Source organism: Hymenobacter monticola (assembly GCF_022811645.1).
GTDB classification, from domain to species: Bacteria; Bacteroidota; Bacteroidia; order Cytophagales; family Hymenobacteraceae; genus Hymenobacter; species Hymenobacter monticola.
Genome location: NZ_CP094534.1, coordinates 550607 through 575873, shown reverse-complemented (window position 1 = coordinate 575873; position 25267 = coordinate 550607). Strand labels below are relative to the sequence as shown.

General features: G+C 62.9%; 27 protein-coding genes, 1 tRNA gene and 1 pseudogene. 12 read left to right on the top strand and 17 right to left on the bottom strand.

Features of this window, described 5'->3' with window-relative positions; translation table 11 throughout:
• Nucleotides 1-7: 7 nt before the first annotated feature.
• Both MTP16_RS02685 and MTP16_RS02680 read left to right on the top strand, forming a co-directional pair.
• Nucleotides 8-460 (top strand): Rieske (2Fe-2S) protein, encoded by a 453-nt coding sequence (locus MTP16_RS02685; RefSeq protein WP_243515742.1) that lies wholly within the window; start codon nucleotides 8-10, stop codon nucleotides 458-460.
• Nucleotides 461-571: 111 nt separating this feature from the next.
• Nucleotides 572-645, top strand: a tRNA-Asn gene (locus MTP16_RS02680).
• A 183-nt stretch (nucleotides 646-828) separates the two neighbouring features.
• Here MTP16_RS02680 and MTP16_RS02675 read toward each other — a convergent pair.
• The 3 genes from MTP16_RS02675 to MTP16_RS02665 all read right to left on the bottom strand — a co-directional run bounded on the left by MTP16_RS02675 (nucleotide 829) and on the right by MTP16_RS02665 (nucleotide 3009).
• The gene (locus tag MTP16_RS02675; protein WP_243515741.1) at nucleotides 829-1242 is read right to left on the bottom strand and encodes a hypothetical protein; all 414 of its coding nucleotides are present in this window, start codon (nucleotides 1240-1242) and stop codon (nucleotides 829-831) included.
• A 118-nt stretch (nucleotides 1243-1360) separates the two neighbouring features.
• Nucleotides 1361-2101 (bottom strand): dolichyl-phosphate beta-glucosyltransferase, encoded by a 741-nt coding sequence (locus MTP16_RS02670; protein ID WP_243515740.1) that lies wholly within the window; start codon nucleotides 2099-2101, stop codon nucleotides 1361-1363.
• A complete protein-coding gene (locus MTP16_RS02665) occupies nucleotides 2101-3009 on the bottom strand; it encodes a radical SAM protein (protein ID WP_243515739.1) in 909 nt (302 codons plus the stop codon). The genes MTP16_RS02670 and MTP16_RS02665 overlap by 1 nt, the downstream gene beginning before the upstream one ends.
• Nucleotides 3010-3372: 363 nt before the next feature.
• On the opposite strand from MTP16_RS02665, the gene MTP16_RS02660 reads away from it, so the two are divergent.
• From MTP16_RS02660 to MTP16_RS02640, 5 genes are all read left to right on the top strand, one after another.
• On the top strand, nucleotides 3373-4392 hold the full coding sequence (locus MTP16_RS02660) for a sensor histidine kinase (RefSeq protein WP_243515738.1): 1020 nt from the start codon (nucleotides 3373-3375) through the stop codon (nucleotides 4390-4392).
• Complete coding sequence (locus MTP16_RS02655; protein WP_243515737.1) at nucleotides 4389-5138, top strand: LytR/AlgR family response regulator transcription factor; 750 nt, start codon at nucleotides 4389-4391, stop codon at nucleotides 5136-5138. The genes MTP16_RS02660 and MTP16_RS02655 overlap by 4 nt, the downstream gene beginning before the upstream one ends.
• Nucleotides 5139-5270: 132 nt before the next feature.
• Entirely contained in the window at nucleotides 5271-6017 is a 747-nt protein-coding gene (locus MTP16_RS02650) for a PKD domain-containing protein (protein ID WP_243515736.1), read from the top strand.
• A gap of 386 nt (nucleotides 6018-6403) precedes the next feature.
• Entirely contained in the window at nucleotides 6404-8578 is a 2175-nt protein-coding gene (locus MTP16_RS02645) for a bifunctional alpha,alpha-trehalose-phosphate synthase (UDP-forming)/trehalose-phosphatase (protein WP_243515734.1), read from the top strand.
• Between the two features lie 86 nt (nucleotides 8579-8664).
• Nucleotides 8665-9099: a hypothetical protein gene (locus MTP16_RS02640; RefSeq protein WP_243515732.1), complete on the top strand. Its 435-nt coding sequence runs from the start codon at nucleotides 8665-8667 to the stop codon at nucleotides 9097-9099.
• Between the two features lie 119 nt (nucleotides 9100-9218).
• On the opposite strand, the gene MTP16_RS02635 is transcribed toward MTP16_RS02640, so the two are convergent.
• Nucleotides 9219-11003 (bottom strand): glycoside hydrolase family 15 protein, encoded by a 1785-nt coding sequence (locus tag MTP16_RS02635; protein WP_243515730.1) that lies wholly within the window; start codon nucleotides 11001-11003, stop codon nucleotides 9219-9221.
• Nucleotides 11004-11088: 85 nt separating this feature from the next.
• Nucleotides 11089-12495, bottom strand: coding sequence for a chloride channel protein (locus MTP16_RS02630; protein WP_243515728.1), 1407 nt, complete (start codon nucleotides 12493-12495; stop codon nucleotides 11089-11091).
• Between the two features lie 368 nt (nucleotides 12496-12863).
• On the opposite strand from MTP16_RS02630, the gene MTP16_RS02625 reads away from it, so the two are divergent.
• The 4 genes and pseudogenes from MTP16_RS02625 to MTP16_RS26065 all read left to right on the top strand — a co-directional run.
• Nucleotides 12864-13538, top strand: a complete 675-nt coding sequence (locus MTP16_RS02625; protein WP_243515726.1) for a hypothetical protein — start codon at nucleotides 12864-12866, stop codon at nucleotides 13536-13538.
• A gap of 153 nt (nucleotides 13539-13691) precedes the next feature.
• Nucleotides 13692-13943, top strand: coding sequence for a mechanosensitive ion channel family protein (locus MTP16_RS02620; RefSeq protein WP_243515724.1), 252 nt, complete (start codon nucleotides 13692-13694; stop codon nucleotides 13941-13943).
• Nucleotides 13944-14633, top strand: a complete 690-nt coding sequence (locus tag MTP16_RS02615) for a mechanosensitive ion channel family protein (protein WP_243515722.1) — start codon at nucleotides 13944-13946, stop codon at nucleotides 14631-14633.
• Between the two features lie 103 nt (nucleotides 14634-14736).
• Nucleotides 14737-14874: pseudogene (locus tag MTP16_RS26065) on the top strand (mechanosensitive ion channel family protein); the annotation flags it as partial.
• Between the two features lie 234 nt (nucleotides 14875-15108).
• Here MTP16_RS26065 and MTP16_RS02605 read toward each other — a convergent pair.
• The 4 genes from MTP16_RS02605 to MTP16_RS02590 all read right to left on the bottom strand — a co-directional run bounded on the left by MTP16_RS02605 (nucleotide 15109) and on the right by MTP16_RS02590 (nucleotide 18274).
• The gene (locus tag MTP16_RS02605) at nucleotides 15109-16377 is read right to left on the bottom strand and encodes a cation:proton antiporter (protein ID WP_243515718.1); all 1269 of its coding nucleotides are present in this window, start codon (nucleotides 16375-16377) and stop codon (nucleotides 15109-15111) included.
• Nucleotides 16378-16462: 85 nt separating this feature from the next.
• Nucleotides 16463-17197, bottom strand: a complete 735-nt coding sequence (locus MTP16_RS02600; RefSeq protein ID WP_243515716.1) for a hypothetical protein — start codon at nucleotides 17195-17197, stop codon at nucleotides 16463-16465.
• A gap of 36 nt (nucleotides 17198-17233) precedes the next feature.
• On the bottom strand, nucleotides 17234-17806 hold the full coding sequence (locus tag MTP16_RS02595) for a DUF389 domain-containing protein (RefSeq protein ID WP_243515714.1): 573 nt from the start codon (nucleotides 17804-17806) through the stop codon (nucleotides 17234-17236).
• 57 nt (nucleotides 17807-17863) lie between these two features.
• Nucleotides 17864-18274 carry a hypothetical protein gene (locus MTP16_RS02590; RefSeq protein WP_243515712.1) on the bottom strand — a complete coding sequence of 137 codons (411 nt, stop codon included), beginning with the start codon at nucleotides 18272-18274 and terminating at the stop codon, nucleotides 17864-17866.
• 298 nt (nucleotides 18275-18572) lie between these two features.
• Between MTP16_RS02590 and MTP16_RS02585 the strand changes: the two genes are divergently transcribed.
• Complete coding sequence (locus MTP16_RS02585) at nucleotides 18573-18740, top strand: hypothetical protein (RefSeq protein ID WP_243515710.1); 168 nt, start codon at nucleotides 18573-18575, stop codon at nucleotides 18738-18740.
• A 35-nt stretch (nucleotides 18741-18775) separates the two neighbouring features.
• On the opposite strand, the gene hemF is transcribed toward MTP16_RS02585, so the two are convergent.
• From hemF to MTP16_RS02545, 8 genes are all read right to left on the bottom strand, one after another.
• A complete protein-coding gene (hemF, locus tag MTP16_RS02580; protein WP_243515708.1) occupies nucleotides 18776-19705 on the bottom strand; it encodes an oxygen-dependent coproporphyrinogen oxidase in 930 nt (309 codons plus the stop codon).
• A gap of 37 nt (nucleotides 19706-19742) precedes the next feature.
• On the bottom strand, nucleotides 19743-20672 hold the full coding sequence (locus MTP16_RS02575; RefSeq protein WP_243515706.1) for a universal stress protein: 930 nt from the start codon (nucleotides 20670-20672) through the stop codon (nucleotides 19743-19745).
• A gap of 115 nt (nucleotides 20673-20787) precedes the next feature.
• Nucleotides 20788-21510, bottom strand: a complete 723-nt coding sequence (locus MTP16_RS02570) for a sulfite exporter TauE/SafE family protein (RefSeq protein WP_243515704.1) — start codon at nucleotides 21508-21510, stop codon at nucleotides 20788-20790.
• Between the two features lie 98 nt (nucleotides 21511-21608).
• On the bottom strand, nucleotides 21609-22073 hold the full coding sequence (locus MTP16_RS02565; RefSeq protein ID WP_243515702.1) for a FixH family protein: 465 nt from the start codon (nucleotides 22071-22073) through the stop codon (nucleotides 21609-21611).
• 125 nt (nucleotides 22074-22198) lie between these two features.
• Nucleotides 22199-23608, bottom strand: a complete 1410-nt coding sequence (gene ccoG, locus MTP16_RS02560; RefSeq protein WP_243515700.1) for a cytochrome c oxidase accessory protein CcoG — start codon at nucleotides 23606-23608, stop codon at nucleotides 22199-22201.
• Nucleotides 23609-23845: 237 nt separating this feature from the next.
• Complete coding sequence (locus tag MTP16_RS02555; protein ID WP_243515698.1) at nucleotides 23846-24706, bottom strand: cbb3-type cytochrome c oxidase N-terminal domain-containing protein; 861 nt, start codon at nucleotides 24704-24706, stop codon at nucleotides 23846-23848.
• Nucleotides 24703-25023 (bottom strand): hypothetical protein, encoded by a 321-nt coding sequence (locus MTP16_RS02550; RefSeq protein WP_243515697.1) that lies wholly within the window; start codon nucleotides 25021-25023, stop codon nucleotides 24703-24705. Before MTP16_RS02550 ends, MTP16_RS02555 begins: the two co-directional genes overlap by 4 nt.
• Nucleotides 25017-25220 carry a cbb3-type cytochrome c oxidase subunit 3 gene (locus tag MTP16_RS02545; RefSeq protein WP_243515695.1) on the bottom strand — a complete coding sequence of 68 codons (204 nt, stop codon included), beginning with the start codon at nucleotides 25218-25220 and terminating at the stop codon, nucleotides 25017-25019. Before MTP16_RS02545 ends, MTP16_RS02550 begins: the two co-directional genes overlap by 7 nt.
• Between the last annotated feature and the right edge of the window lie 47 nt (nucleotides 25221-25267).

Genomic DNA, 25267 nt, shown 5'->3' with positions numbered 1-25267 from the left:
GTAAACCATGAGCCGTCATTCCTGGGTGTTTCCTGCTGCTTGTGTTGCCTTGGCGCTGGCCGCCTGCGGTAGCAAAAACAACGACCAGCCGGCCATCCCCTACGCGCCGGTGAACTTGAGCATCAACCTCACCAGCCAGGAGTACACCCGCCTGCGTTTCGATAACGGCGCCGTAATGCTGCCGGTGAAGGGCCCGGCTGGCGATGGTGGCGTGAAAGGGGTGATTGTGGTTCGGCAAAACGCAAATTCTTACTTGGCCTTCGAGCGGAATTGTCCCTACCAGCCCTACGACGCCTGCGCCACGGTGAGTCTGGACCGCAATTCGCGCCTGTTCATGCGCGATTCCTGCTGCAATTCACAATTTAATTTGCAAGGGCAAGTCACTGGCGGGCCCGCTCCCCGTCCACTTAAGCAGTACAGTGTCAGCCAACAAGGCTCTCTGCTCAATATTATCAACTGAAGCAGTGAATAAATTTTCAGAAAAAACATTGCGCTAGGCTTGTGTATTCCTGAAAGGCGTTTGTAGATTTGCACTCCGAAACGACAACAACCGGGTTTCGGACTAGAAAAAGCTTCCTTAGCTCAGCCGGTTAGAGCATCTGACTGTTAATCAGAGGGTCCCTGGTTCGAGCCCAGGAGGGAGCGCTAAAAGGCCACTTACGGTATCGTGAGTGGCCTTTTTTGATTATTGCCCCTGGTTTCGTCCCCTTCTCTAAACCCAATCCCTTGCCGACGTGTAGGTAGGTTGGGTGGCTGGTAGGTTACGCGACGCATCGCACCTGCGCACAGGGGGCGTCGGCGCCTAAACGCGTTTCGCATGACGTCTTCCTAGTAGCCGGTAGAAACCCGATAAATGCCTAGCCCTATGAGCACCGCCAGTGCCCCGGCTCCGAAGCTGAGACCGGCTGGGCGCTTGGCGGGCTGGGCCACGAGCATCAGGGTCACGCCCAGGGCGGCGAGCAACACCGAGATGAGCGGGTGTTCGTGCAGCCAGGGAAAGCTGCTGCGGGAGGGGCCGTGCGCCCCGGGCAGCTTGGCAGACACAACGATGACCAACAGGTAGAAACTGCCCGTCAGCCCACTGGCCAATGCCGCCAACGACACCAATCGCATTTGTCGGGCCCGGCCCATCAGGTCCGCCATTTGGCTGAGTTTGTAGAAGCGCAGGCCGAGCACCAGAATGACCACGGGAGGCCCCACTAGCACCAAAAAGAGAAATAATAAAAAGATGCTGGTTGACATAAGCAGAAAAAGAAAAGAAGTACAGTTCTGCCAGCATCTGCGGGCGGAGATAAAGAACTAATTGTTAGCCCATAAGCAGGCTTTTGCTCGGTAGCCATCGTTAGCGCCCGAGCCCCGCTCACCCGGCGCTGAGGATGACTACCGGCCTTCTCGCTTCCTGCCGGAGCTGCTTGCGGAGGCGGTACACGTGCCGGAACTCTTGGGGAAGCTGCCGGATGCGGGCTTTGCTGCGGTCGTCGTTTTCCCAGCGCACGGCCACTTCCTGGATGCGGAACCCCTGGGCACGGGCGCGGGCCAGCACTTCCAGGTCAAACGACCAGCCATCGACGGTGCAAGCGCTAAAGATGTGCTCGGCCGCGGCGGCCGTGATGGCCTTGAAGCCGCAGTGCGTGTCGGCCACCCCGGGCAGCAGCACCCGCTGCACCACCCGGTTGACGAGCCGGCTCCAGACCCGGCGAAACCAGGGCTGCGGCCGCGTGACTTGGGAAGCCGCCAGGTAGCGCGAGCCAATGGCCACGTCGGCTCCCGCCGCCAGCGCCTGCAGCAGCCCATCCAACTCCTCAATGGGCGTGGAGCCGTCGGCGTCGGAAAACAGGCGGATGCGGCCCCGGGCCGCCCGCATGCCCAGGCGCACCGCGTGGCCTTTGCCGCGGTTGGCCGCGGAGCACAGCACGCGCAGGCCGGGCAGTTCGCCGGCCAGGGCCGTGACCAGGGCCACCGTGTCGTCGGTCGACCCGTCGTCGACCACCAAGATTTCGAAGCGGGCGGGGCGCGCGGCCAGAAACAGGTGCGCACGCCGCAGCGTGGGCCCGATACGTTGCGCTTCGTTGAAGGCCGGGATAATCAGGCTCAGTTCCATCAGGTGCGGGCACTTTTTTGGCTTCGAAAACCGTCGAGGCGGCTGCCCAGGTGGGCGTAGGCAATGGGGCAGCGGGCCGCGCACGTTTTGCCGCAGTCGAATTGGGCGCGAATATCTTCCACGGAGTACTCCGCCAGGGGCTTGGCCGGCGAGCCGGTTTTGGGCTGGCACAAGTGCACCAGGCCCGCGCCGTCCACCTCGAAGTGGCGGGCCCCCGCCCGGCATTTCCAGTTCTTGCTTTCGCCCCGGGCCAGGGGCAGTTGAAAGTTGTCGTGGAGCACGAGCGGCAGGCGGCCTTTCATGGCCCGGATGCGCAGGTAGGCCTGCAGGGCTTCCTCACTCAGGGGCAGGGCTTGCCCGCGGCTGTCGCGCATCAGCGAGCACTGAAAGCCAAAGCCGAACCCGACCACCGCCTTGGCCACTTCCTCCATCTCGGCCGGGTTGCCAGACCCAAGCACCCCGTTCACCCGCACCCTGAACTGGGCGTGCTGCCGCAGCAGCTCCAGCTTGGGGTGCAGCCGGCGCATGCTTTTCTCAGTCACCTCGTTGTCTTCCAGGCTGTCGCAGCTCAGTTGCATGCCAAACAGGCCGGCCTCGTTCAGGCTCTTGATGAGCGGAGCCTTGAGCACGTGGCCGTTGGTGTTTATCATGGGCACCATGCCGGCTTCGGCGATGTAGCGGACTAGCTCGGCAATGTGCGGATGCAGCAGGGGCTCGCCGCCGTTGAGCGTCACGAACACGGCCTTGAGCCTGCGCAGCGTGTCGACGCGGGCTTTCAACTCCGGCAGGGGCACGGGCTTCGATACCTTGTCGTACTCGTAGCAATAGCCGCAGGCCAGGTTGCAGCGGCGCGTCACCACGATTTGCACCAGCACCGGCCGGTCTTTGTCTAGGGCAGCCTTGGCCATTTTCCACAGCACCCCCGGGTGCGGGAAATGCGCATTGCTTTGTCAAACGAAGGGAGTTTCATGCAGCGGGGAATGAGGGTGGGAGAGGGAAGTGCAGCGTCCGGCTGCAGCTAGGATGGGACAATAATCCCGCGCCGTGAACCCGTCCGAAAGGGCTTTCTGTCGAAGCCGGATTTCGGGGCAATGAACTGGGATAGAAGTCTGGTGAATCGGCCGGCCGAATGAAGCTTTTCGCCGGGCAGCTTGGTAATTTTGCCTTGTTGCTCCAAGGCCAGTGGCGAGGCCCTGAGCACAACAAGTAGGGGCGGCCGCCTCTGCCTTCTTCCCTTGCCCTGACGCCCTGCGTCGCCCCAACCCGGCCCCATGATTCGAAAAATAGCCTTGGCGGTACTGGCGGCCACCGCCGTCTTCCACATGGCGGTGTTCATCCAGTATGGCACTATGTGGGTGGGCGCGCAGGCCAGCTACAGGCAACTGCTGCTGCTGTTTGTCTTCTTGCTGGCCACCTTCTTGATTCACGCACCCATTGCCCGCCTCTTCGGGCCGGCCCGCCTAACGCGTCTGCCCGCCTCGGCCAAAGCCTTGGTGGAGGGGCAGTGCGTGGTGCTGGTGAGCGTGGCATTCTGGCTGCTGTTTTTCACCTGGCCGCAGCACTACCTGGTGCCCACGGCCGACGTGTCGCCCAAGGTCCTGCGCCTTTCGCTGGCCGTCAGCGCGGTGCTGTCGTTGTTCTTCTACTACTTCGTGGAGCGCGAGCATGTGCGCAAAAACCTGGAGCAGGAGCTATATCGAGGCGCGCAGCTGCAGAAAGAAACCTTCCAGGCGCAGCTCGAAGCCCTCAAAAATCAGGTCGACCCCCACTTCCTGTTCAATAGCCTCAATGTGCTCGGCTCACTGATTCACATCGACGCCGACCGGGCCGTGCAGTTTCTGGGCCAGCTGTCGGACGTGTACCGCGCTCTACTCGATGCCGGGGCGCAGCCGCTAGTGCCGCTGCACCGCGAAATGGTGCTGGTGCGCGCCTACGCCCAGCTCATGGAAACCCGCTTTGGCGCGGCCCTGCGCGTGGAATGGGACATTCCTTCCGCCTGGGAACAGGCCCTGGTGCCGCCCACCGCCGTGCAAATGCTGCTGGAAAACGCCATCAAGCACAACGGCTCCACCATTCGCAAGCCCTTGTGCATCAGGGTGACGGCTGCCGACGGGCTGCTGGTGGTCGAGAACAACCGGCAGCCCCGCACCGATGCGGTGGCATCGACCCGCCTGGGCTTGCAAAACATCCAACGCCGCTACCAGCACCTCACCGACCGCCCCGTGGAAATTGTGCCCACGCCGGCGGCCTTCATCGTTCGCCTCCCCCTCCTCACCGCTCCCGCCGCATGAACGTCGTTATCATTGAAGACGAGCCCCTGGCCGCTCAGGCGCTGGCTGCCCTGCTCACCCGCCTGCGGCCCGCCACGTGCGTCTTGGCATCGCTGGGCTCAGTGGAAGAGGCGGTGGAATGGCTGCGCGAACAGCCGGCCCCCGACCTGCTTTTCTGCGACATCCACCTGTCGGACGGCAATAGTTTCGACATTTTCCGGCTGGTGGCGGTGGCCGCGCCCGTCATCTTCACTACCGCCTACGACGCGTACGCCATCCAGGCCTTTCAGGTGAACAGCGTGGACTACCTGCTCAAGCCCCTGCAAGCCGCCGAGGTGGAACGCGCCCTGCAGAAGTACGAAACCCTGCGCCCGGCGGCGCTGCCAGCCGCCGTGGAGAACGTGCAGCGCTTGGTGCGCAGCACGCCGCGCGCGCGCTTCTTGGTGAAAGCCGGGCAGGCCCTGAAAGCCGTGCCGGTAGACCAGGTGGCATATTTTCTGGCCGAAGAGGGCGTGGTGTTCCTCGTCACCCACCCTGGCAAGCGGTACATCATTCCCGATACGCTCGACCAGTTGGAAGGCCAGCTAGACGCCCAAAACTTCTTTCGCATCAACCGCCAATTCATCCTGAGTATAGCCGCGGTGCAGGAAATCCGGCCCTACTTCAAGGGGCGCCTGGTGCTGCAGGTAGCGCCCCCGGTGGCGGAGGAAGCCCTGGTCGTGAGCGCCGGCCGCGCGCCGGCCTTTAAGCACTGGCTCGACCATTAATGCACGGTTGTCTTTTCGACTCGATGCCCCCGTGCTCCGCACCAACCAGCACCTATGTGCAGTAGGGAGCACCGCCGGGCCAGGGGCAGCAAACCGGTGCGGTTGCTGCTCCCGGCCCTGTTATCTTCGGGTATGAAACACATACTTTCGCTTTACGGCTTGCTCATCTGCTTGCTGGCCACGGCTTGTTCCAAATCCAGCGACCCGGCTCCGGCCGCGGCCCCCGCCTTCACGGCCAGCCGACCGGTGGTGGAGGTGGACGAAGAACTGCAGTTCAGCAACGCCAGCACCAATGCTGCCCGCTACGAGTGGGCATTCGGCGACGGGCAAACTTCCACCCAGCCCAACCCGAAAGTTCGCTACGCCCAGTCGGGCACCTTCACCGTGACCCTGACGGCCTTCAACACCGAAAACAAGGCCGCCACCCAGAAGGCGGTGGTGACCGTGGGCCGACGCAAGCTCAGCGGCATCCGCGTGGTGCGCATGTCTTTTGTGACGCCCGCCGGCCAGCCCTGGGATACCGACGGCACGGGCCCCGACATCAGCTTTGAGTTTCGGGGCACCAGCCGTGCGGGCAGTTCCGTGCCCTTCACGACGAATGTGTCGCTTGGGACGCTGTACTCCGACCTGACCCCGGCCAGCTTGCCGCTCAACATCGACCTGACCCGCACGCCGGTGGAATTTCCCCTCGACGGCAACTTCACTTTTGCGATGAAAGAGTACAACAACGCCCAGCTTCTTATCCGAACCATGGTTGGGGCGACCTTGCTCACCACGGCCCCATCTGCCGACCGCAATGCGCAGGGCAGCGGCACGTACACCTACGAAAGCCCGGACGGCGCCTACCAGTTGGTCTTCTCGTACATCACCACGCCCTAAGGGCCGCTCATTCTTTTTAAGGCTTGCGTCAGGATTCGAAAATTCGTTGAATTCAGAAGCAAGCGCTAAAAGGCCACTTACGATGCCGTGAGTGGCCTTTTGGCATCAATGGCCGCGACGCAGGCGGGGCTCAGCCCACGGGCCGTTTGGATAACCCGGAACAACCTCCGGTGCCCGGCAGGGTGGTCGAATCTTTGCGTAATCCGGGCAGCACCGCCGAGTGCCAGGAGCGCAGCGGATGGCGGATTTCTCTTGTGCGCGTGTGCGGTGTCAGGTGACGGGTGGGGCGGGCCGGAAAGGCAGCCGTGGGGCCGGAAAAGTATGCAGTGTCGGCGAAAAGTGGCTTTTTCCCGTAAACATGAGGACTTTCCATTCTTGCTATTGCTATGTCGCGAACGATTATTGTCTCCAACCGCCTGCCTACGAAAGCCCTCCGCACCGACGACGGCCTCACTTTTCAGCCCAGCGAAGGCGGGCTGGCCACCGGCCTGGGCTCTATCTACCGGGCCGACGGCAACGTGTGGGTGGGCTGGCCCGGGCTGTTTGTGGAAGACGAAGCGGAAGCCGCTTTCGTAACCGAGCAGCTGGCCGCCGACAGCATGGCCCCCGTGTTTCTGACCGAGGCCGAAATCCGGGATTACTACGAGGGATTCAGCAACGGCACGCTCTGGCCCACCTTCCACTACTTTGCCCAGCTGGCCGTGTACGACGAGGACATGTGGCGGGCCTACGTGGCCGTGAACGAGAAATTCTGCCGGGCCGTGCTGGAGCAGGCCGGCCCCGACGACACCATCTGGGTGCACGACTACCAGCTGCTGCTGCTGCCCGAGATGCTGCGCCAGGCCCGCCCCGAGGCCACCATTGGCTTTTTCCTGCACATCCCGTTTCCCAGCTACGAGCTGATTCGGGTGCTGCCCTGGCGCACCGAGCTGCTGCGCGGCATGCTGGGGGCCGACCTCATCGGCTTCCACACCTTCGGCTATATGCGGCACTTTCTGAGTGCGGTGTCGCAGCTATTGGGCCTGCCCAACCAGCACGGCCAGATTGAAACGCCCACCCGCTCGGTGCTCGTCGACGCCTTCCCCATGGGCATCGACCACCGGCGCTACGCCGAAGCCGCCGCGTCTGAAGCAGCTGATAACCACGTGCGCGAGTACCGCGAGGCGCTGAAAGAGGTGCGCGTTATTCTGAGCATCGACCGGCTCGACTACACCAAGGGCATTGCCCAGCGCCTGCGGGCGTTTGAGCTGCTGCTGCTGCGCTACCCCGAGTGGCGCGGGCAGGTGAGCCTGCTGATGGTGGTGGTGCCCTCGCGCGACCAAGTGGCTCAATATGCCGATTTGAAGGTGGAAATCGACGAGCTGGTGGGCCGCATCAACGCCCAGTACCGCACCATTGCCTGGAACCCGGTGCATTACTTCTACCGCTCCTTCCCGCTGGAAGAGCTGGCGGGTTTCTATCGAATGGCCGAGGTAGCGCTCGTCACGCCCATGCGCGACGGCATGAACCTGGTAGCCAAAGAGTACGTGGCCAGCAAGGCCGACCAGCGCGGCGTGCTCATCCTCAGCGAGCGGGCCGGCGCGGCGCGCGAGCTCTCCGACGCCCTCATCATCAACCCCACCGACACCGGCCAGCTGGCCGAAGCCATGCACGAGGCCCTGGTGATGCCCGAGGAAGACCAGGTGGCCCGCATGACCAACATGCAGGCCCTCGTGCGCCAATACGATGTGTTTGCCTGGACCAAGCTGTTTATGGACCGGCTGGCCCACGCCAAAAGCCATCAGCAGACCCTGGCCACCACCAAGCTCACACCCGCCGCCACCGAGCAGTTGAAGAAGAACTACCACGATGCCGAGCGTCGCTTGCTGCTGCTTGACTACGACGGCACGCTGGCGCCCTTCCACGCCAACCCGCAGCGCGCCAAGCCCGACGAGGAACTGCGCTTGCTGCTGCGCGCCCTCACCGACGAGCCCCGCAACCGCGTGGTCATCATCAGCGGGCGCGACCGGGCCACCCTGCAGGAATGGCTGGGCCACCTGCCGCTCGATTTCATTGCCGAGCACGGCGTGTGGCTGCGAAGCCCGGGCGAAGAGTGGACGCTGTTCCAAGAGTTGCGCGCCGATTGGAAGCAGGACATCCGTCCCGTGCTGGAACTGTATGTGAGCCGCACGGCCGGCTCCTTCATCGAGGAAAAGGACTACTCCCTGGTGTGGCACTACCGCCGCGCCGACGCCGAGCTGGGCGCCAGCCGCGCCCGCGAGCTCACCAGCCACCTCACCTTCATGGCCTCCAACACCGAGTTGCAGGTGATGGAGGGCAATAAAGTGGTTGAAATCAAAACCGCCGGCATCAACAAGGGCACGGCGGCGGCCCGCACCGTGGCCACTTACCACCCCGATTTCATTCTGGCCATCGGCGACGACCGCACCGACGAGGACACCTTCCGCGCCATGCCGCCCGACGCTTACACCCTGAAAGTGGGCAGCGCTCCTCGCTCACTTGCTCGCTTTCACGTGGACGGGGTGGGGGCGGTGCGGGGGCTGCTGCGGGAGTTGCTGTAGGGGTCCGGGCAGGGTATAATGCGGCCAACTATTCAGCAGCTATTTTCAAGCTTTTGGTAAAAGTGTATTGGTCAAAATTCAATCCAATGAAAGCGCTGGAAATACTCAATGATAAGCTGGTTGGCTCATTCATCTGTTCATTTCATATAGGTGATAATTGGACGCTGGACTTCGGTGATTACTATCTCTGTGCCCAAAATGTGCTTTCCCCAGACGAAGAGGTGTTGAATGGCTGGTTATGTGCTCATTACCGTTCATTTGAAACAGCAGTGGATAAAGATTCTGTGGCGAAGAGCACAATAGTGGCAGCCCACATGAGAAAAGAAGTCACAAGCGTGATGCTTGATAGAGCCTGCAATCTGACAATCTATTTTGAGAACGATAGCGAATTAGTCATTCCATCCAACGAAGACATTGTCGATTGGCAATGGTGCTTGAACGAAACGGGTAAGGACCCTTATTTGGATTACTTGGTAGCCTGTTTTTGGGAGGATGAAATTACTGTTAATGAAGTTGGATAGATAATAGTAGCGCTCAATAGAAAAGCCCCAACACTACGCAGTGTCAGGGCTTTTTTATGATAGCCGGTTATTCGTCGAGCGCAAGCCGCATTGCCACACTTTGCTAAGCAAGCAGCGCCTTACACGAAGTTGGGTCGGTCCAGCTTTTTAGCAATGCGGTAGGCGGCGTTCATCAGCCCCACGTGGCTATAGGCTTGCGGGAAGTTGCCCCACTGCGAGCCGGTTTTGGCGTCCACGTCTTCGGAGAGCAGGCCCAGGTGGTTGGCGTAGGCGATGAGCTTTTCGAACTCGCGGATGGCGTCGTCGAGCCGGCCCACGCAGGCCAAGGCTTCCACGTACCAGAAGGAACAGATGAGGAAGGTGGTTTCGGGCGTGCCGAAGTCGTCGGCGTGGCGGTAGCGGTAAAACAGGCCCTCGGGCGTCTTGAGCTCATTTTCCAGCGCTTCGAGGTGGCGCCGGGCGCGGTCAGAGGCCGGGTCGAGGTAGCCCATGAGGATAAGCTGCAGCGTACTGGCGTCGAGGTGGGGCGAGCCGATGGCGTTGGTGTAGGCGCCCAGCTCCTCGCTGTAGCACTGCTCAATGCGGCGGGCCGCTTCCTCGTTGAGCTTGGTGGCGAGGGCTTCCATTTCCTTATTGCCCAGCGCACGTGCCGTTTGGCGGGCGGCGTGGCTGCCAGCCCAGTGGAATAGGTAGGTGTAGCAGTGGTACTGCGCCAGGTTGCGGAACTCCCAGAGGCCGGCATCGGGCACGTCCATGGTGGTTTCAATCAGCCGCAGGGCCTCGTACATGAGGGCTTCGGGGTTGGCCCGTTCGCGGTTCACGAAGCGCTGGTCCACGTAGAGCGGCAGCAGGGCCACCAGCACCTGGCCATACACGTCGTTCTGCACGTGCGTGTAGGCGTCGTTGCCGATGCGCACGGGCTGGTTGCCGAGGTAGCCGGCCAAATCCAGCTCCTGCTCCACCAGCGCCGTGGTTCCGCTGATGCCGTACAGCGGCTGGTACTTGCCCTGCACCTTGCCCGAAAGGTTGGCGATGTAGTGGAAATACCGCTCCATCTCCTCAAAATGCCCGATGTTGTTGAAGGCCGTGAGGATGTAGTAGGTGTCGCGCATCCAGCAGTAGCGGTAGTCCCAGTTGCGGGTGCTGCCGGGCGCCTCGGGCAGGCTGGTGGTGGTGGCCGCGATGATGGCGCCGGTGTCTTCGTACTGGTGCATTTTCAGGGCCAACGCCGAGCGAATCACCTGGTCCTGGTGGAAGTTGCCGATGCTCATGTTCTTCACCCACTTGCGCCAGTAGTCGCCGGTGGCGCTCAGAAACCGCTCCGCCGTGGTTTCCAGCGGGGCCTCCAGCGGCGCGCCGTAGGTGAGCACGAGGTACTTGGTTTCGTTCAGGGCGAAGTCTTCGCCGTCGAGCACGTAGGTGAGGGCGATGTTGGTGGTGAGGCGGATTTCCTCTTCCAGCCCCAAATACGCAATGTGGTTGGAGCTGCGGCGGCGCGTGAGCTGCTTGCTGCCGTACTCGCCCACGGGGTTGCACACCACGCGCACGCGGGGCGCGCCGGCCAGCGGCTCCAGCTTCCGAATGAACATGAGGGGCTTGTAGTACCGGTCGTACTGCTCGAAGCGCGGCGCGAAGTCCGTGACGCGGTAGCGCCCGTCGGCCGTCGTGATTTCGGTGCGCAGCACGTTGGTGTTTTCCTGGTAGTACTGCTTCGACTGGAGCGCGGCGCCGTGAGCCGGCTGTATGCTGAACTCGCCGCCCTTCTGCGTATCGAGCAGGCTGCCAAACACAAAGCTGCTATCGAAGCGCGGCCAGCAGAGCCAGGCCACCGAGGTGTCGGTGTTGATGAGGGCAAGAAAGGCGCAGTTGCCCACCAGGCCCATGTCATAGGTATGTTTCGTCATCAGGTCGGGGAAAGGAGCAGCGGCCCACCGGGCCGGCTGCCCGGTGTACCCCGTTTTTTGGGTTGAGGTTACCGGGCGGGAAGAGTTAAGAATTAACGCTCAACTCCTCCCGCCGGTCCTCCCGCCGGTCCACCTGGCTTGTTTCCCGAATGAAACCGGCTTTGAGGTGCTCGTAGAGCGAGTGCGGGTCGACAAGCGAGGCCACGCCCTGGGCCAGCAGGCCGCTGATGAGCAGCTGGAAGATGGCCGAGTGCCGGTCCGTCATTTCGAGCACCAGAATGGCGGCCGTGAACGGCGAGCGCACCACCCCGGTCAGGAAACTCACCATGCTCACCAGAATGAGCAGGTTGCGGTCGGCCACGGCCACGGCCACGTCGAACACTTGGCAGATGCCATCGCCCAGAATGGCCCCGGCGCTGAGCGAGGTAGCGAAAACGCCACCTGCCCCGCCGCTGCTGTAGCTGAGCGCCATGCCCGCAAAGCGCACCGGAAACAGGTACCACGGCGTCTCGCCATTGTTCTGGAACAGTAGCCGGTTGATGATGGGCTTGCCCGTGCCCACGCCTTCCTGGCCCACTAAGTAGGCTAAGCCGCCCAGCAGCAGCCCGCAACCCAGCACCCAGCCCGCCTGCGCCGCCAGCGTAGTGAAGCGCTGCCGGTAGCGCCCCAGCCAGAGCAGGGTTTTGGCGAATACTGCCCCGGCCAGCCCGCACACCACCGCCACCACCAGCACGAGTATTTGAACGCGCCCCACCGCCGGCACAATTTTGGGAAAGCCCAGGTACAGGTAAGGCCCCAGAAACGTCTGCGCCGTGAGGCCCGCAATGATAACCGCCGTGAACACCGCCATCCGAAACCGGGCCATGTGCATCTGCGTGAGCTCCTCCACCACAAACACGATGCCGCCCAGCGGCGTGTTGAAGGCCGCAGCCAGGCCCGCCGCGCCGCCCGTCACCAGGGCAATCTGCCGCGAGAGCTGGGGCCAACCGGCCGGCTGCAGCTTGTTGATGGCTCGGAAAATGGCGGCCGAAATCTGGATGGTCGGCCCTTCGCGGCCAATGACGCCGCCGCCCAGCAGCAGCACCACGCTGCTCAGCACCTTCACCACGGCCACCCGCAAGCTCAGCAGGTACGCCGTGCGGCGGTGCTGGCTGGCGTTCGAGAGCTCGATGCCGGCCATCACCTGCGGGATGCCGCTGCCCCGCGCCGCCGGGGCCCACTGCCGCACCAGCAGCCACGACGCCCCAAACGCCAGCGGCGTGAGCACGAAGGCCAGCCACGGCGTGTGCGCCAGCCAGGCAAAACTCATCTGCTCGGCCCAGCCAAATACTTTTTCGTAGCCCACCGCCACCATGCCGGTCAGGATGGAGGCAATCCAGAACGGAAAGCTTTGCAGAATCAGCCGCCGCACCCGGTCGGTGTAGAAGGGGCGGATGATGCGCTGGTCGAGCCAGGCGAGGATGCGGGCGTAGCGGGAAACGGAATCAGGCATTCAGGGAGTTTCGGGTGAATGGGCGCCAGGGCCCCGGCTGCGAAGCCGTGCTTTTCTGCAAAGTCGGCCCTCTTACGTGGGGATTGAGTGAAAAGCGGCTACCTTGTTGAACTCCTCCCTACGCCGGAACCGTGCCGATGGGTCTGCCCATCCCGGACCAGTTCAACGCGGCCGGGGTCGAAATCATGTCGCCCCACTACCGCGCCGGCAACCAGGCCACCATTCCCGCTGATTACCTTGCCCAAGGATTACGTGGCTCCGAAGTTTCGGGTGGAGGGGAAGGAGTAGCGGTATTTTCTCATACTAATAGCGGGTATACTATTTTGGTAGCAATTATGTAAATCCTAAACAACCTGCATCTTTACAATATGCCAAAACTAATTCTTGTTTTTTTAAGCTACATCTTCTCTGTCCAAGCTTTCGCACAAAGCAAATATGAGGCAATTAAATACAGTGAAATAATAAAATATAAAGTTGATGAAGGCCGTTTTGAATTTGGTTGGCTTGGAAATGTTTTTAGTGGGGTGCCCTGTTTTAGAAATTACACAAAAAACAAACTTAAAAGTCAACTTATAATTCCTGAAACAGATTCTGTTATTTATACTTCAACAGAGCCAGAAATGAATGGCTTAAAGATTATACCTAGTAAGATTGAGCTGAACAAAAAAAGTAGGCTCTTACAAATTAATGGGCAAATAACAGGAGCATGGGAAGATGTAATTCCTAGAGAATTTGAAATCTATATTGGACACCGCCACGATACAACTTCTAACATCACACTTTCTCCAAATTTGCATATGACAGTTTTTTATAATGGAGTCAAGCTCGATAGCACTATTATCGTCGACAGAGTTCCAGCGTTTTACATGACCCATTTGCAAAAGTTTAATGTGGATAGAGGACTAAAGAACTTGCCAGGCACAACTTATAAAGAAATGCTTTTCAATATCAGTGCGACCATTGACGAAAAGAGTATTTTGGTATTTGGACTGTCATCAAGATATGCGGAGATTTTTGAAATAGGCAAACTACTGACACAATAAGCTGCCTTAACCTATTTTCATACAAAAAGCCTCTGCACCCGCAGAGGCTTTCCTGTTGCTCCAGCCACTGCGGGCCGCCAGATTTGGGAGCGGGTTATCAAAACCCAGTCGGCACAGTACTTAATTGTGCTACTGGCCCGCTTCCCCTTTTGCATGCTGGAATTTCACCACGCCTTCGACCTTCTTTCCCGGAAGCTCACCGGCTGGGTGCAGCAGTTTATTCTGCTGCCCAACCTGCTGATTGCCCTGCTGATTCTCGTGGCCACGTTTTTCGCGGCGCGGCTGGTGCGGCGGCTGGTGACCAACCTGCTGGGGCGGGTGTCGGGCAGCGGCACGCTCAACAACCTGGTCGTGACGGTGTGCTACGTGGGCGTGCTGCTCGTGGGCATGTTTTTCACGCTGTAGGTGCTCAGCCTCGATAAGACGGTGACCTCGCTGCTGGCTGGTGTCGGCATCATCGGGCTGGCGCTGGGATTTGTGTTTCAGGACATTGCGGCCAACTTCATCAGCGGCATCATCATCGCCGTGCAGCGGCCCTTCATGGTGGGCGACGTCATTGAAACCGACAAATATTTCGGCACCATCGAAAGCATCAACCTGCGCACCCTCGACCTGCGGCAGGTGACCGGCGAGCTGGTGCGCGTGCCCAACCGCAAGGTGTTCGAAAGCGCCGTCATCAACTACAGCGTCACCACCCGCCGCCGCGTCGATTTGCCCTGCGGCGTGGCTTACGACTCGGACCTGGAGCAGGTGCGCGCCGTGGCTCTGGCCGCCATGCAGGGCGTCCCCAACCTGCTGCCCGACCGGCGGGTGGAGGTGATGTTCACCGGCTTCGGCGACAGCGCCATCAACTTCACCCTGCGCTTCTGGATTCCGTACGTCCGGCAGGCCGACTACGTGGGGGCCAAAAGCGAGGCCCTGATGCGCCTCAAGCGTGCCTTCGACGGGGCCGGCATCGTCATCCCGTTCCCATTCGCACGCTCGACGTGTCGGCGGCGCTGCTGGCGCAGCTGCGCGGGGCTGCGGCCGTGCCCGGCGCCGCGCCACCGGACGGTCAGGGCTGATTTTTCGCCAATTTCGTGGGTGGGCGCGTAGGCTAAAGCACTATGGACTTCTCTCTCGCCTGGCAAAAGCTCAACCAAAATTGGCCGCGACCTGATGCTGGCCCTGCCCAACATCGTGTTTGGCCCGCAAGCTGATGTTGGAAGCCATTGGCGAAGTAGAAGGCGTGCTACAGGACCCCGCGCCCGAGGCGCTGGTGATGGACCTGGCCGGCAGCTCGGTCAATATCCGGGCCCGCTGGTGGGTAGACCCGCCGCGGCAGGCCGACGTGCTCGACGCCCAGGACCGGGTGCTGGAAGCCATCAAAAACAAGCTCTCCGAAAACGGCATCGACCTGCCGTTTCCGACCCAGCAAATTCTGCTTCACGACCAGACCGAAGCCACCGACGGCAACCGCCGCCAGCAGCGCGAAGGCTGGCCCGCCGGCCACCATCAGCGTGGGCACAAACCACAGGCTGGCGTTCAGGTTTTGCCACAGGGCGCGCAGTCGGTTCACGGTCGGGGTAGGTTAATGGGGCGCGTGGTCGTCGGCCGGGCCGGTGCTCAGGCCCAGCCGTTTCACCAGCGGCCCGATGGTGAGGCCCTGCCCGATGATGCTGAAAATGACCACTACGTAGGTGACGCCCACTATCAGGTCGCGGGGCATGGAATCGGGCAAGGACAGGGCCAGGGCCACCGAGATGCCGCCCCGCAGCCCGCCCCAGGTGAGCACGCGCAGCGTTTGGCGGTCGAAGGGGTAGAAGCGCCTGAGCAGCACCAGCGGCAGGCCCACCGACGACCAGCGGGCCACCAGCACCACCACGATGGCCACCAGGCCGATTACCAATGTGGTGCGGCTGATGTCGAGAATAAGCATTTCGAGGCCGATGAGCACGAAGAGCACCGCGTTCAGAATCTCGTCCAGCAGCTCCCAGAACTTGTCGAGGTACTCGCGCGTCTCGTCCGACATGCCCAGCTCGCGGCCCTGATTGCCCACAATCAGGCCGGCCACCACCATGGCCAGCGGCCCCGAGGTGTGCAGGGTGGCGGCCAGCGCCGTGCCGCCCATTACCAGGGCCAGCGTAATCATCACCTCCACCTGGTAGTTGTCGATGCTGCGCAGGGCCCGGAAGCCGCCGTAGCCCAGCACCGCGCCCAGCACCACGCCGCCCACCGCCTCCACCAGAAACAGGTGCCCGATGGCGGCCGGCGTGGCCTGCGCCTTGCCAAACTGGGCAATCTGCAGCAGGCTCACAAACACCACCACGGCAATGCCGTCGTTGAACAGCGACTCGCCCACGATGCGGATTTCCAGCCGCTTATCGATGCGGGCTTCCTTGAGGATGCCCAGCACGGCAATGGGGTCGGTGGGGGAGATGAGGGCCCCGAACAGCAGGCAATGGATGAAGGCAGTGGGCAGCCCAAACAGCGGCAGCAGGTAGTAGAACGCCGTGCCCACCAGCGCCGTCGAGAGCAGCGTGCCCACCGTGGCCATCGCGCCCACGGCCACGCCTTCGCGCCCCAGCGCGCGAACGTCCACGTGCAGCGAGCCGGCGAAAAGCAGGAAGCTGAGCATCACCTGCATGAGGGCGGTATGGAAGTCGAAGCCCCGCACCAGCCGGCTGGCCGTCAGCACCCAGTCCACGCCCAGCTTGCCCAGCCCGATGGCCGCCAGCGACGACACCAGCGCCAGCACCATGAGCCCGATGGTATTTGGCAGCTTCAAAAAACGGTGGTTGAGGTAGCCAAAGATGGCGGCCACCACAATCAGCAGAGCCAGGGTATTGTATAGTTCCATGAGCAAGCAAGGGCGCGTTCGACTCTGTAGTACGTTGATGCGTGGCCAGGGTGGGGCCTGCGGGAGGCCTGGGCACGTGAGGCGGCTACTCGAGCAGCAGGCGCACCGGCTGGTGGCCCGCGCGCACCTGCAGCCACTGGCTGAGGCGCTGGGCTTCGGCGGCGGGCAAGGGGCGCGTGGTGCGCACGGCCACCACCACGGTGGTATCGGCCCGCAGCGAGTCGGCGGCGGGGCGCACAAGGCGGCTCAGGCCCAGCTGGCGCACGGTGGGGTGCTCGGCCTGCACCTCGCGCAGCAGCGCATCGGGTGCGGGCAGGCCGGGGCCGGCCTGTTGCTTTAGCAGCTCTTGCAGCTGGGCCAGGCGGGTGTCGTAGCCGGCCAGCGTTTGCTCGTTGCGGCTGCGCAGGTCCTCCAGCAGGCTGCTGCGCAGGGCGCGGGCATCGGCCGAATCGAGCTGGGCCAGGCCCTGGCGCACGATGAGCCGGGCCCGGCCCAGGTTATAGTCGGCCAGCCGGGCGCGCACGGTGCGCAGCTGCCCGGCCGTGAGCACGCGCCCCGTGAGCAGCACGTTGATGGTGCGCTTTTCGGGCTCAATGCGCCGGGTCACAACGTAGGCGCCTGGCGGGTTCAGCTCTTCATCGACAAAGCGCTGGGCGTTGTGCTCGAAAGTGGTGCGGCGCACGATGCGGGCCGCCAGCCACACGCTGGGCACGGCCATGACCAAGGCCACGGCCCAGAACAGTATTTTGGCCCGTCGGGCGTGCCGGGGGTTGGCAAAGGCGTGGTGCGGCAGCGGCAGAATGCGCGCCACCAGAAACATGGCCAGGCTGATGAATGCCGCGTTGATGCAGAACAGTTAGAAAGCGCCCGCCATAAACGACCAATGGGCCGTGGCCAGCCCGTAGCCGGCGGTGCACAGCGGCGGCATCAGGGCCGTGGCAATGGACACGCCCGGCATCACATTGCCCACCTCGCGCCGGGTGAAGCCGATGGCCCCGGCCGCCCCGCCAAACAAGGCAATGGCCACGTCCCAGGTGGTGGGCTGGGTGCGGGCCAGCAGCTCAGACCCCGCATCGGTGAGCGGGGTGAGGCGGAAGTACAGCGCCGACACCAGCACGCTGAGCCCGGCCGCAATGGCCAGGTTTTTCAGGCCCCGCCGCACCAGGGCTACGTCGGAAGTGGCCGCCCCAAAGCCCACGCCCACAATAGGCCCCATCAGCGGTGAAATGAGCATGGCCCCGATGATGACGGCCGTGGAGTTCACGTTCAGCCCAACCGACGCCACCAGAATGGCAAAGAACAGCACCCACAGGTTGGTCCCCTTAAACGCAATGCCGGCCTCAACATCGGCCACAATTTCAGCCGGTTCGACCATGTCGTGGTTCAGGTCGAAGCGGGCGCGCAGCCAGCGAATAAGGGGTAAATCCATGCAAATGAGGGAAGGCAAAACAACAGGCACGCGAAGCCGCCTGCCTCGGTAGGCAGCTTACGCCGCTTCCAGCCACGCCGTGGCCTGGGAAATATCCTCGAAAAGAGCTACTTCGGCGTGGCGGCTCAGGGCCTGCACTACCTCGTCGGTGTGCAGGCGGCGTTGCGGGTCGGGGCTGGGCAGGGCGGCGTAGCGCACGCGCGGTATTTCCTCCGCGGTGCTCGGGAACCAGTCGGTGAGCAGCCACTCGCGCTCGGTGGGGGCAAAGGCCGTGGGCATGGCGCGGTGGTCGGCCAGGATGCGGCGCAATTTGTAGCGCAGCAACAGGTTGCGGGCGTGAATGTAGAGGGCGCGCAGCTCGGGGCCGTGCAGCGGCTCGCCGGTCCAGTGCAGATACACGAAGGAGCCGGGCACGTACAGCACCGAGCCGACGGCGTTGGAAAAGTAGTGCTTCGTGTCTTCTAGCATTAAATGGGGAGTTCCGCCGCTGCCAGTCAATGAAGCTGGTCGGGAACGGGTAAGTAGCAGAATCCAAAAAGCTATTCGGCCGGTACTGTAACGGTAATTCTAGTGCAAAGGATGGAGGCCACAGCCGGATGGTCGTTGTAATCACCATCGAGCCGAAGCGCTGCGCGGGTAGCAAACGGCGCCTTCAATGGCCACGAAACTACAAAGCCTGACGAAAATCAGGCGTCTGGCTGATTTTCGTCAGGTAATATTCGGTGATGAAATAGAATGTTTGTCGTTCATCTCATTTCCCACCATCATGCTTACCACCGCCGATTTCCTGCAGCTTGTCTTTTGCGCATCCACCGTCACGGCGTCCGTCCGGGCCGGCTGGTGCACCACGCTCACCACAGCACCGGTTAAGCAGCCGCCGCAGCCGCCGGTGAATCTGCCAATGCCCTCGCTGCTGGCCGTGGCCTGGGCCTGACCAGCTTCGGTGGTTTTGGTCGGGTCCGTGGCCGTTTAGCCCACGTTCAACCAGTCTACGCCCGGCCGCAGCCATTGCTGGGTAGTGGCCTCGCGCGAGTCCGGCTCCGGCGTCAGGTTGTAGTGCCACTCGGCCTGGGGCGGTAGGCTCATGAGGATGGACTCGGTGCGGCCGCCGGTTTCGAGGCCGAAGCGGGTGCCGCGGTCGATGGCCAGGTTGAACTCGGCGTAGCGGCCGCGGCGCACGCGCTGCCACTGCAACTCCGGCTCGGCGTAGGGCAGGGCCGCATTTTGACGCATAATGGCGCTGTAGGCGCGGCCGTATACCTCGCCCACGTCTTGCACGAAGGCGAATAATTCCTCAAACAGCCCGTCGCGGCCCACCGTCAGGCGGTCGAAGAAAATGCCGCCCACGCCGCGCGTTTCGCGGCGGTGGGGCAGATAGAAGTATTCGTCGGCCCACTGCTTGAAGCGCGGATAGTAGCTGGTGTCGTGGCGGTCGCATACCTCCGCAATCTGCTCGTGGAAGCGGCGGGCCTGCTTAGCATCCACGTAAATCGGGGTCAGGTCGAGCCCACCGCCAAACCACGCCTCGCCGTTGCCGGCCTCAAAATACCGCACGTTCATGTGCGAAATGGGCACCATGGGGCTGCGCGGGTGATGCACCACGCTCACGCCGGTGGCGAAGTAGCGGCGGTCGGGCATGAGCAGCTGCTGGGCGGCCCGCTCGCTCATCTCGCCCCACACGGCCGAAAAGGCCACGCCGCCTTTTTCCAACACGTTGCCCTGCTGAATGACGCGCGTGCAGCCGCCCCCGCCGCCCTCGTGGGCCCAATCGTCGCGGCTGAAGGAGGCGCCGCCGTCGGCGGCTTCCAGGCGGTGGCACAGCCAGTCCTGAAAATGGCGCATCCAGTTTTCCACTATTATGCGAGGTGGAGCAATCGGAATGAAAACGGAGGAAGTCATGAGGCAGGCGGGATGAGAATGAGAGACAATGAAAGGGTTAAGCCCAGCGCACGGCGTAATAGTCGGCACGCGCGGGCAGGGTGGCCGGGGCTGCTTCCTGGGCCAGGCGGGCGGCGCAGCGGTCGCAGCAGGCCACCTGCGGCTGCCGCTCGGCGGCCGAGGGCAGCACCAGCATCGGAATGCGGGTGTGGTAGGCCTGCGTGGTGGCGTAGCAGGCATCGAAAAAGCGCAGCAGTTCTTCCTGGCTGCCCGGCGCGATAACGAGCAGCTGCGCCTGCAGGTGGGCGCAGAAGTCGCTGATGCCTTCCAGTGGCGCATCGTCTTCCAGCAAATGCGTGGCGCTGAAGGGCCAGGCGAGGTGCGCCGAGGCCTTGCTCAGCGCCTGCTTCAGCTGGCGGCGCTGGGGCCGGTCGGCGGGGGCGTAGAATTGCACCAGGTCGAGCGGGCCCGGAAAAGCGCCTTCCAACCCCGCCAGCCGGGGCAGAATGTGCAGCCCCAGCGTGCGGAAATCGGCCGAAAACACCATGCGTTTGGGCAGGGAGCGGCGGCCCGCCGGCACCACCAGCAGGGGGCAGCTCACCAGTTTGGCAATAGCGGCAGCGTGGTTGCCGGGCGCTTGCTGCCGGTTGCAGTCGATGTGCTCGAGGCCCATGAGCACGAGGTCGGCGGCGCAGCGCAGGGCTTCCTCGCGGATGTGGTCGTGCAGGCAGCCGGCCAGTACGCGATAGTGGTACTGAATGCGGCGGCCATCCTGCCGGGTGAGCTGCTGGTAGCGCAGGCGCTCCACCAGGCTGCGCAGGCGTTGCTCCTGGTTGCCCAGCGTTTCCACCGGCTGGCCCGCGGCCGGCTTGTGGTGGCAGTAGAGCACCACAATCTCGGCCGGCCAGCGCACGGCCAGCTTGTTGGCGTAGGCAAGGGTGTGTTCGGCGGCAGCAGTGTGGTCGAGGGCAACGAGCAGGGTTTTCATTATGGAAGGGAGTATTGAGAAATGAGATATGAGAAGTAAGAAGCGAGATGTGGGGCAGGGTGAGCGTTGGCGTCTGAGGCTTTTCTCACTTCTCATGTCTCGTATCTCACTTCTCTTAATGGCAATAGTGCACGGTGAGCGGCTGGGCCTTCGCTGTTTCAGTGGCAGCATTCAGTTGCGGGCTCAGGTAGGGGATGCCCAGCCCCAGCCCGCGCACGATGAATAGCACGGCTAGCAGCGAGGCCGCGTAGGGCACCACCCGGCGCAGGCGTCCGCGCCAAAGCAGCGGCACCAGTTGCCCGCTCAGGGCCAAGCCCAGCATCAGCGGCAGCGTGCCCAGGCCGAAGCAGGCCATATAGGCCGCCGCGCCCGCCACGCCCGGCGCGCTCAGGGCCCCAGCCAGCGCCAGGTACACCAGGCCGCAGGGTAGCAGGCCGTTGAGCAGGCCCGTGGCATACAGCGCGGGCAGCGAATTGCGCTGAAACAGGCCGGCCAGGGTGGTTTTTACCCAGGTCAGCGGCCGGGCCAGGCCCAGCGCGGCCGCTAGCCGGCCGGTGTGGCGCTCGGGCACTGCTACCAGCAGCAGAATCAGCACGCCCGAGGCAATGGACAGGCTTTGCTGCACGCCGGCCAGGCGCAGGCTCGCGCCCACCAGCCCGGCCCCGGCGCCCAGGGCGGCGTAGGTGCTCACGCGCCCCAGGTTGTAGAGCAGGCGCCCGCCCAGGAAGCGGCGCGGCGCAGTGCCCTGCTGCCCCGGCAGGGCCAGCGCAATGGCGCCGCACATGCCCACGCAGTGGAAGCTGCCCAGTAAGCCAAACAGAAAGCCTGCCCAGAGCATGAGGTGAAATGGTGAGGTGTGAAATGGTGATTTTGACGTTCAATAGGTTGAGCCGGCGCAGATGAAAAATCAATCTCTCCAGCTCACCATTTCACACCTCACCGAATGGTAAGTTCTTTTTCGATGAAATAGACCTGGCTGCCGGCCGAGAAATCGAGGCGCACGCGCCAGTAGCCGGGCGCCATCTTGCGGGTGCTGAATACCTGCGCGGCACTTTGCAGCGGCAGGCTGAAATCGAGCTTTTGGTCGGAGGGGCGGAAGAAGTGAATCTGGCCCTGCACGGCCTGGCCAGTCAGCGCGGGCGGCAGCTGCAGCGTGAGGTGCTGCGCGGCGGCATCGTGGGTTAGCTCCACGGGGGCGGGCAGGGCAGCCGTGCGGGCCACTGATTCCATGCGCTGCGTGTAGGCCAGTTCCTGCTTGTAGTAGTCGGGGCTGACGAGGTCGACGGTGGTGCGCATGGCCTGCTGCACCATGAAGCCGATGTAGCCCGCGAACAGGACGAACACGGCGATAATGGCGTAGGGCCAGAAGGTGGTGCGGGTATTGGGGGCGGTGGTAGCCATGAGATGGGGATTTGGTCAGCATTCCCGGTCCGACGCCGGAGGCGTCCGACCGGTCGTTGTGGGCCGATGTAGGGCAGGCGGAGCGGGTGGCGACCGGTCGGACGCCTTCGGCGTCGGACCGGGAATTACTGAGCCGGCCCGAGAAACTTGGTGCTGGTTTCGGCAATGAGCTTGTTGCCGCTGAACAGGCCGATGCGGATGGGCTGGTTGGTGCGGTGCAGGGCCGTGCGGGGCAATTCGGCGAAGAATACGCCCTCGGCAATGCCTTGCGCTGGCAGCTTGAGGCCGTTGCTGCCCACCAGCGAGATGCGGCCCTGGGCGGGCTCCAGCACGCGCAGCGTGAGCGGATAGGGGCGGTTGGTTTTGTTAATGACCGAGATGTTGTAGAGGTTGGTGATGGTGCCGTGGCTGGTTTTCTGGAAGAGCTGGCCCGGCGTACGTAGCACCGTGGCCGCCACGTTGGCCCGCGACACCAGCAGGCCCGTGAGCACGAGCAGCAGCACCGCCAGCACCCCGGAAAGAGCCTTCGCGCGGCGGGTGAGACGGAACTTGGTGCCATTGGAAATGTCATTCTCTGTGGCGTGCCGAATCAGGCCCTCGGGCTTGTTGAGGAGGGCCATGATGTTGTTGCAGGCGTCGATGCAGGCGGTGCAGTTGGTGCATTCGAGCTGGGTGGCGCCGTTGCGGATGTCGATGCCCGTGGGGCACACCTGCACGCATTGGTTGCAGGCTATGCAGTCGCCGGCGGTGCGCAGCTGGTTTTTGCGCAGCTTCTCGCGGGGCTCGCCGCGCTGGTAGTCGTAGGCTACCACTAGGCTGTCTTTGTCTACCAACACGCCCTGCAGGCGGCCGTAGGGGCACACAATGGTGCACACCTGCTCCCGAAACCGGGCAAACACGGCGTAGAAAATGCCGGTGAAAAGCATCATCGAAGCCAGCCCGCCCAAGTGGGCCGAGGGCGCGTCGGTCACCAGCTTCAGCAGCTCATCGGTGCCGATGACGTAGGCCAGAAACGTGTTGGCGATGAGAAAGGAAATGGCCAGGAACAGCACGTGCTTGGTGGTTTTGCGCCAGAGCTTGTCCCAGTCCAGCGCGCGGCGGTCGAGGGCTTTATGTTGGGGCGCGTCGCCTTCCATCCAGTATTCGATGCGGCGGAAAACCATCTCCAGGAAAATGGTCTGCGGGCACACCCAGCCGCAAAACACCCGCCCGTACACCACCGTGAACACAATGATGAACACCAGGAACGTGAGCGAGCCCAGCAGCAGAATGAAGAAATCCTGGGGCCAGAAAATCTGCCCGAAGATGATGAACTTCCGCGCTGGCAGGTTGAGCAGCAGCACCGGCAGGTCGTTGATGCGCAGCCACGGCCCGGCAAACAGCAGCGCCAGAAACCCGTAGCTGAGCAGCTTGCGGTAGCGGTAGAGGCGGCCGCTGGGCTGCTTGGGGTAGAGCCACACCCGTGCCCCGGCCGCGTCTATCGTGGCGATGGAGTCGCGGTACGAGTCGTTGGGCTTGAATTGGGTGGCGGACATGGGGAGTAGGAAATGAGAGACGGCGCGGGAGGGGAACCTCACCCCCGGCCCCTCTCCCCAGCAGAGGGGAGCCACGGCGGCGCGGGATGTAGCGCGGACTTTTAGTCCGCGCGTGAGTAGTTGGTTTTGGTTAATAAGTGCTTGACTAGTTGGTTAAAAGTCAGCGCTGCAATCGTCAGGCTCCCCTCTCCCTATGGAGAGGGGCCGGGGGTGAGGTTCCACCAGCCGCGCCGTCAGCTACTGCTTGGCCACGGTCTTGGCCGATGCCTCTTTCTCGCCTTGCGGCGGCTTGGCGTTGGCCGGTTTCGAGCCTTGCAGGCTCAGCACGTAAGACGTTACCTGTAGAATCTGCTTGCTGGAGAGCTTGCCTTTCCAGGCAACCATGCCCTTGCCGTTGACGCCGTATTTAATGGTTTTGTAGACGTGGTTCACCTCGCCGCCGTGCAGCCAGTACTCGTCGGTTAGGTTGGGGCCCACTTTGCCTTCGGCGTTGGCGCCGTGGCAGGGGGCGCAGTTGGTGGCGAAGAGGCTCTTGCCGCTGCTCAGCTCGGCCGGGGCGCTCAGCGCCGTGTAGGTGGTGAGCTGGTTGGGGTCGTCGGGGATGCTGGCTACCACGATGGCAGCCTGCTGCATCTCGGCGGCGTATTCGGCGCCTTGCAACTGGCCGGTCTTGAGGACGTGGTAGTAGGTCACGTAACCGATGGCGAAGACGACGGTGAGGTAGAAGCCGTACTTCCACCACGGCGGCAGGTCGTTGTCGAACTCGTGGATGCCGTCGTAGTTGTGGTCGAGCAGGTCGTCGCGCACCTCGCCGTTCACCAGGCGGGTGTCGCCTACCAGCAGGCCCAGCACCCGGCCGCTCCAGCTGTCGTGCACCGCAGGCTGGTTGTAGAGCTGGCGCAGGTAGGGCCGCATCCAGCTCACTAGCGCCACAAAGAGCACCAAGAAAACCATCGAAACCAGCACCAAGGTGCTCAGCACAAACCAGAGCATGGCGCGTTGCGGGTCCGGGGCCGGGCCAGCCGATTGGGCCAGGGCGGGGCCAGCCGTCAGCAACAGGAGGGCGGCCCCTAATAGCGCTTGGTGGGGGCGGCTCATGCGTAAGCTACTTCTTCGCGGGTGGCAACGGGAGCGGCTTGAGGCGCAGCGGCAACGACCGGAGCCGCGGGCACAGCGGCGGGCTGGGTTACCTCTGCCGGGGCTTGCTGTTCCTCGTAGCGGCGCTGGGCGGCAGAAGTCACCGAAGCGCCCGTCATGATGGCCATCAGCAGCACCACGCCGGCCAGCCACCACACCACCCAGCTCAGTACGGTGGTGGGCGTGGGGCCCGCATTGGCGGCGGTGGTTTGGGCGGCGGCGACAAAGCCGGTGAGCAGGCCCAGGGTAGTCAGCGAGAAAGTGCGGAGGGTTAGCATAACACGTCGTGGTTGAGGTTGGATTGGAGGGTTGGTTCGTCGTCGAGGAGCGGCATCTGGCTCATGGCGTGCAGGTGCTGGCGGCTGCTCAGCAGCACGTAGACCAGCAGCCCGAGGAAGAAGAGGCCGAAAATGACCAGCGAAATCACGGGGTAGATGCCGACCCCGGCGATGGATTGCAGGACGTTTTTATCCATGGTGGTTGGGTAGTTGTAGCGTGGACTCTGCGAGTCCGCGCCGGGGC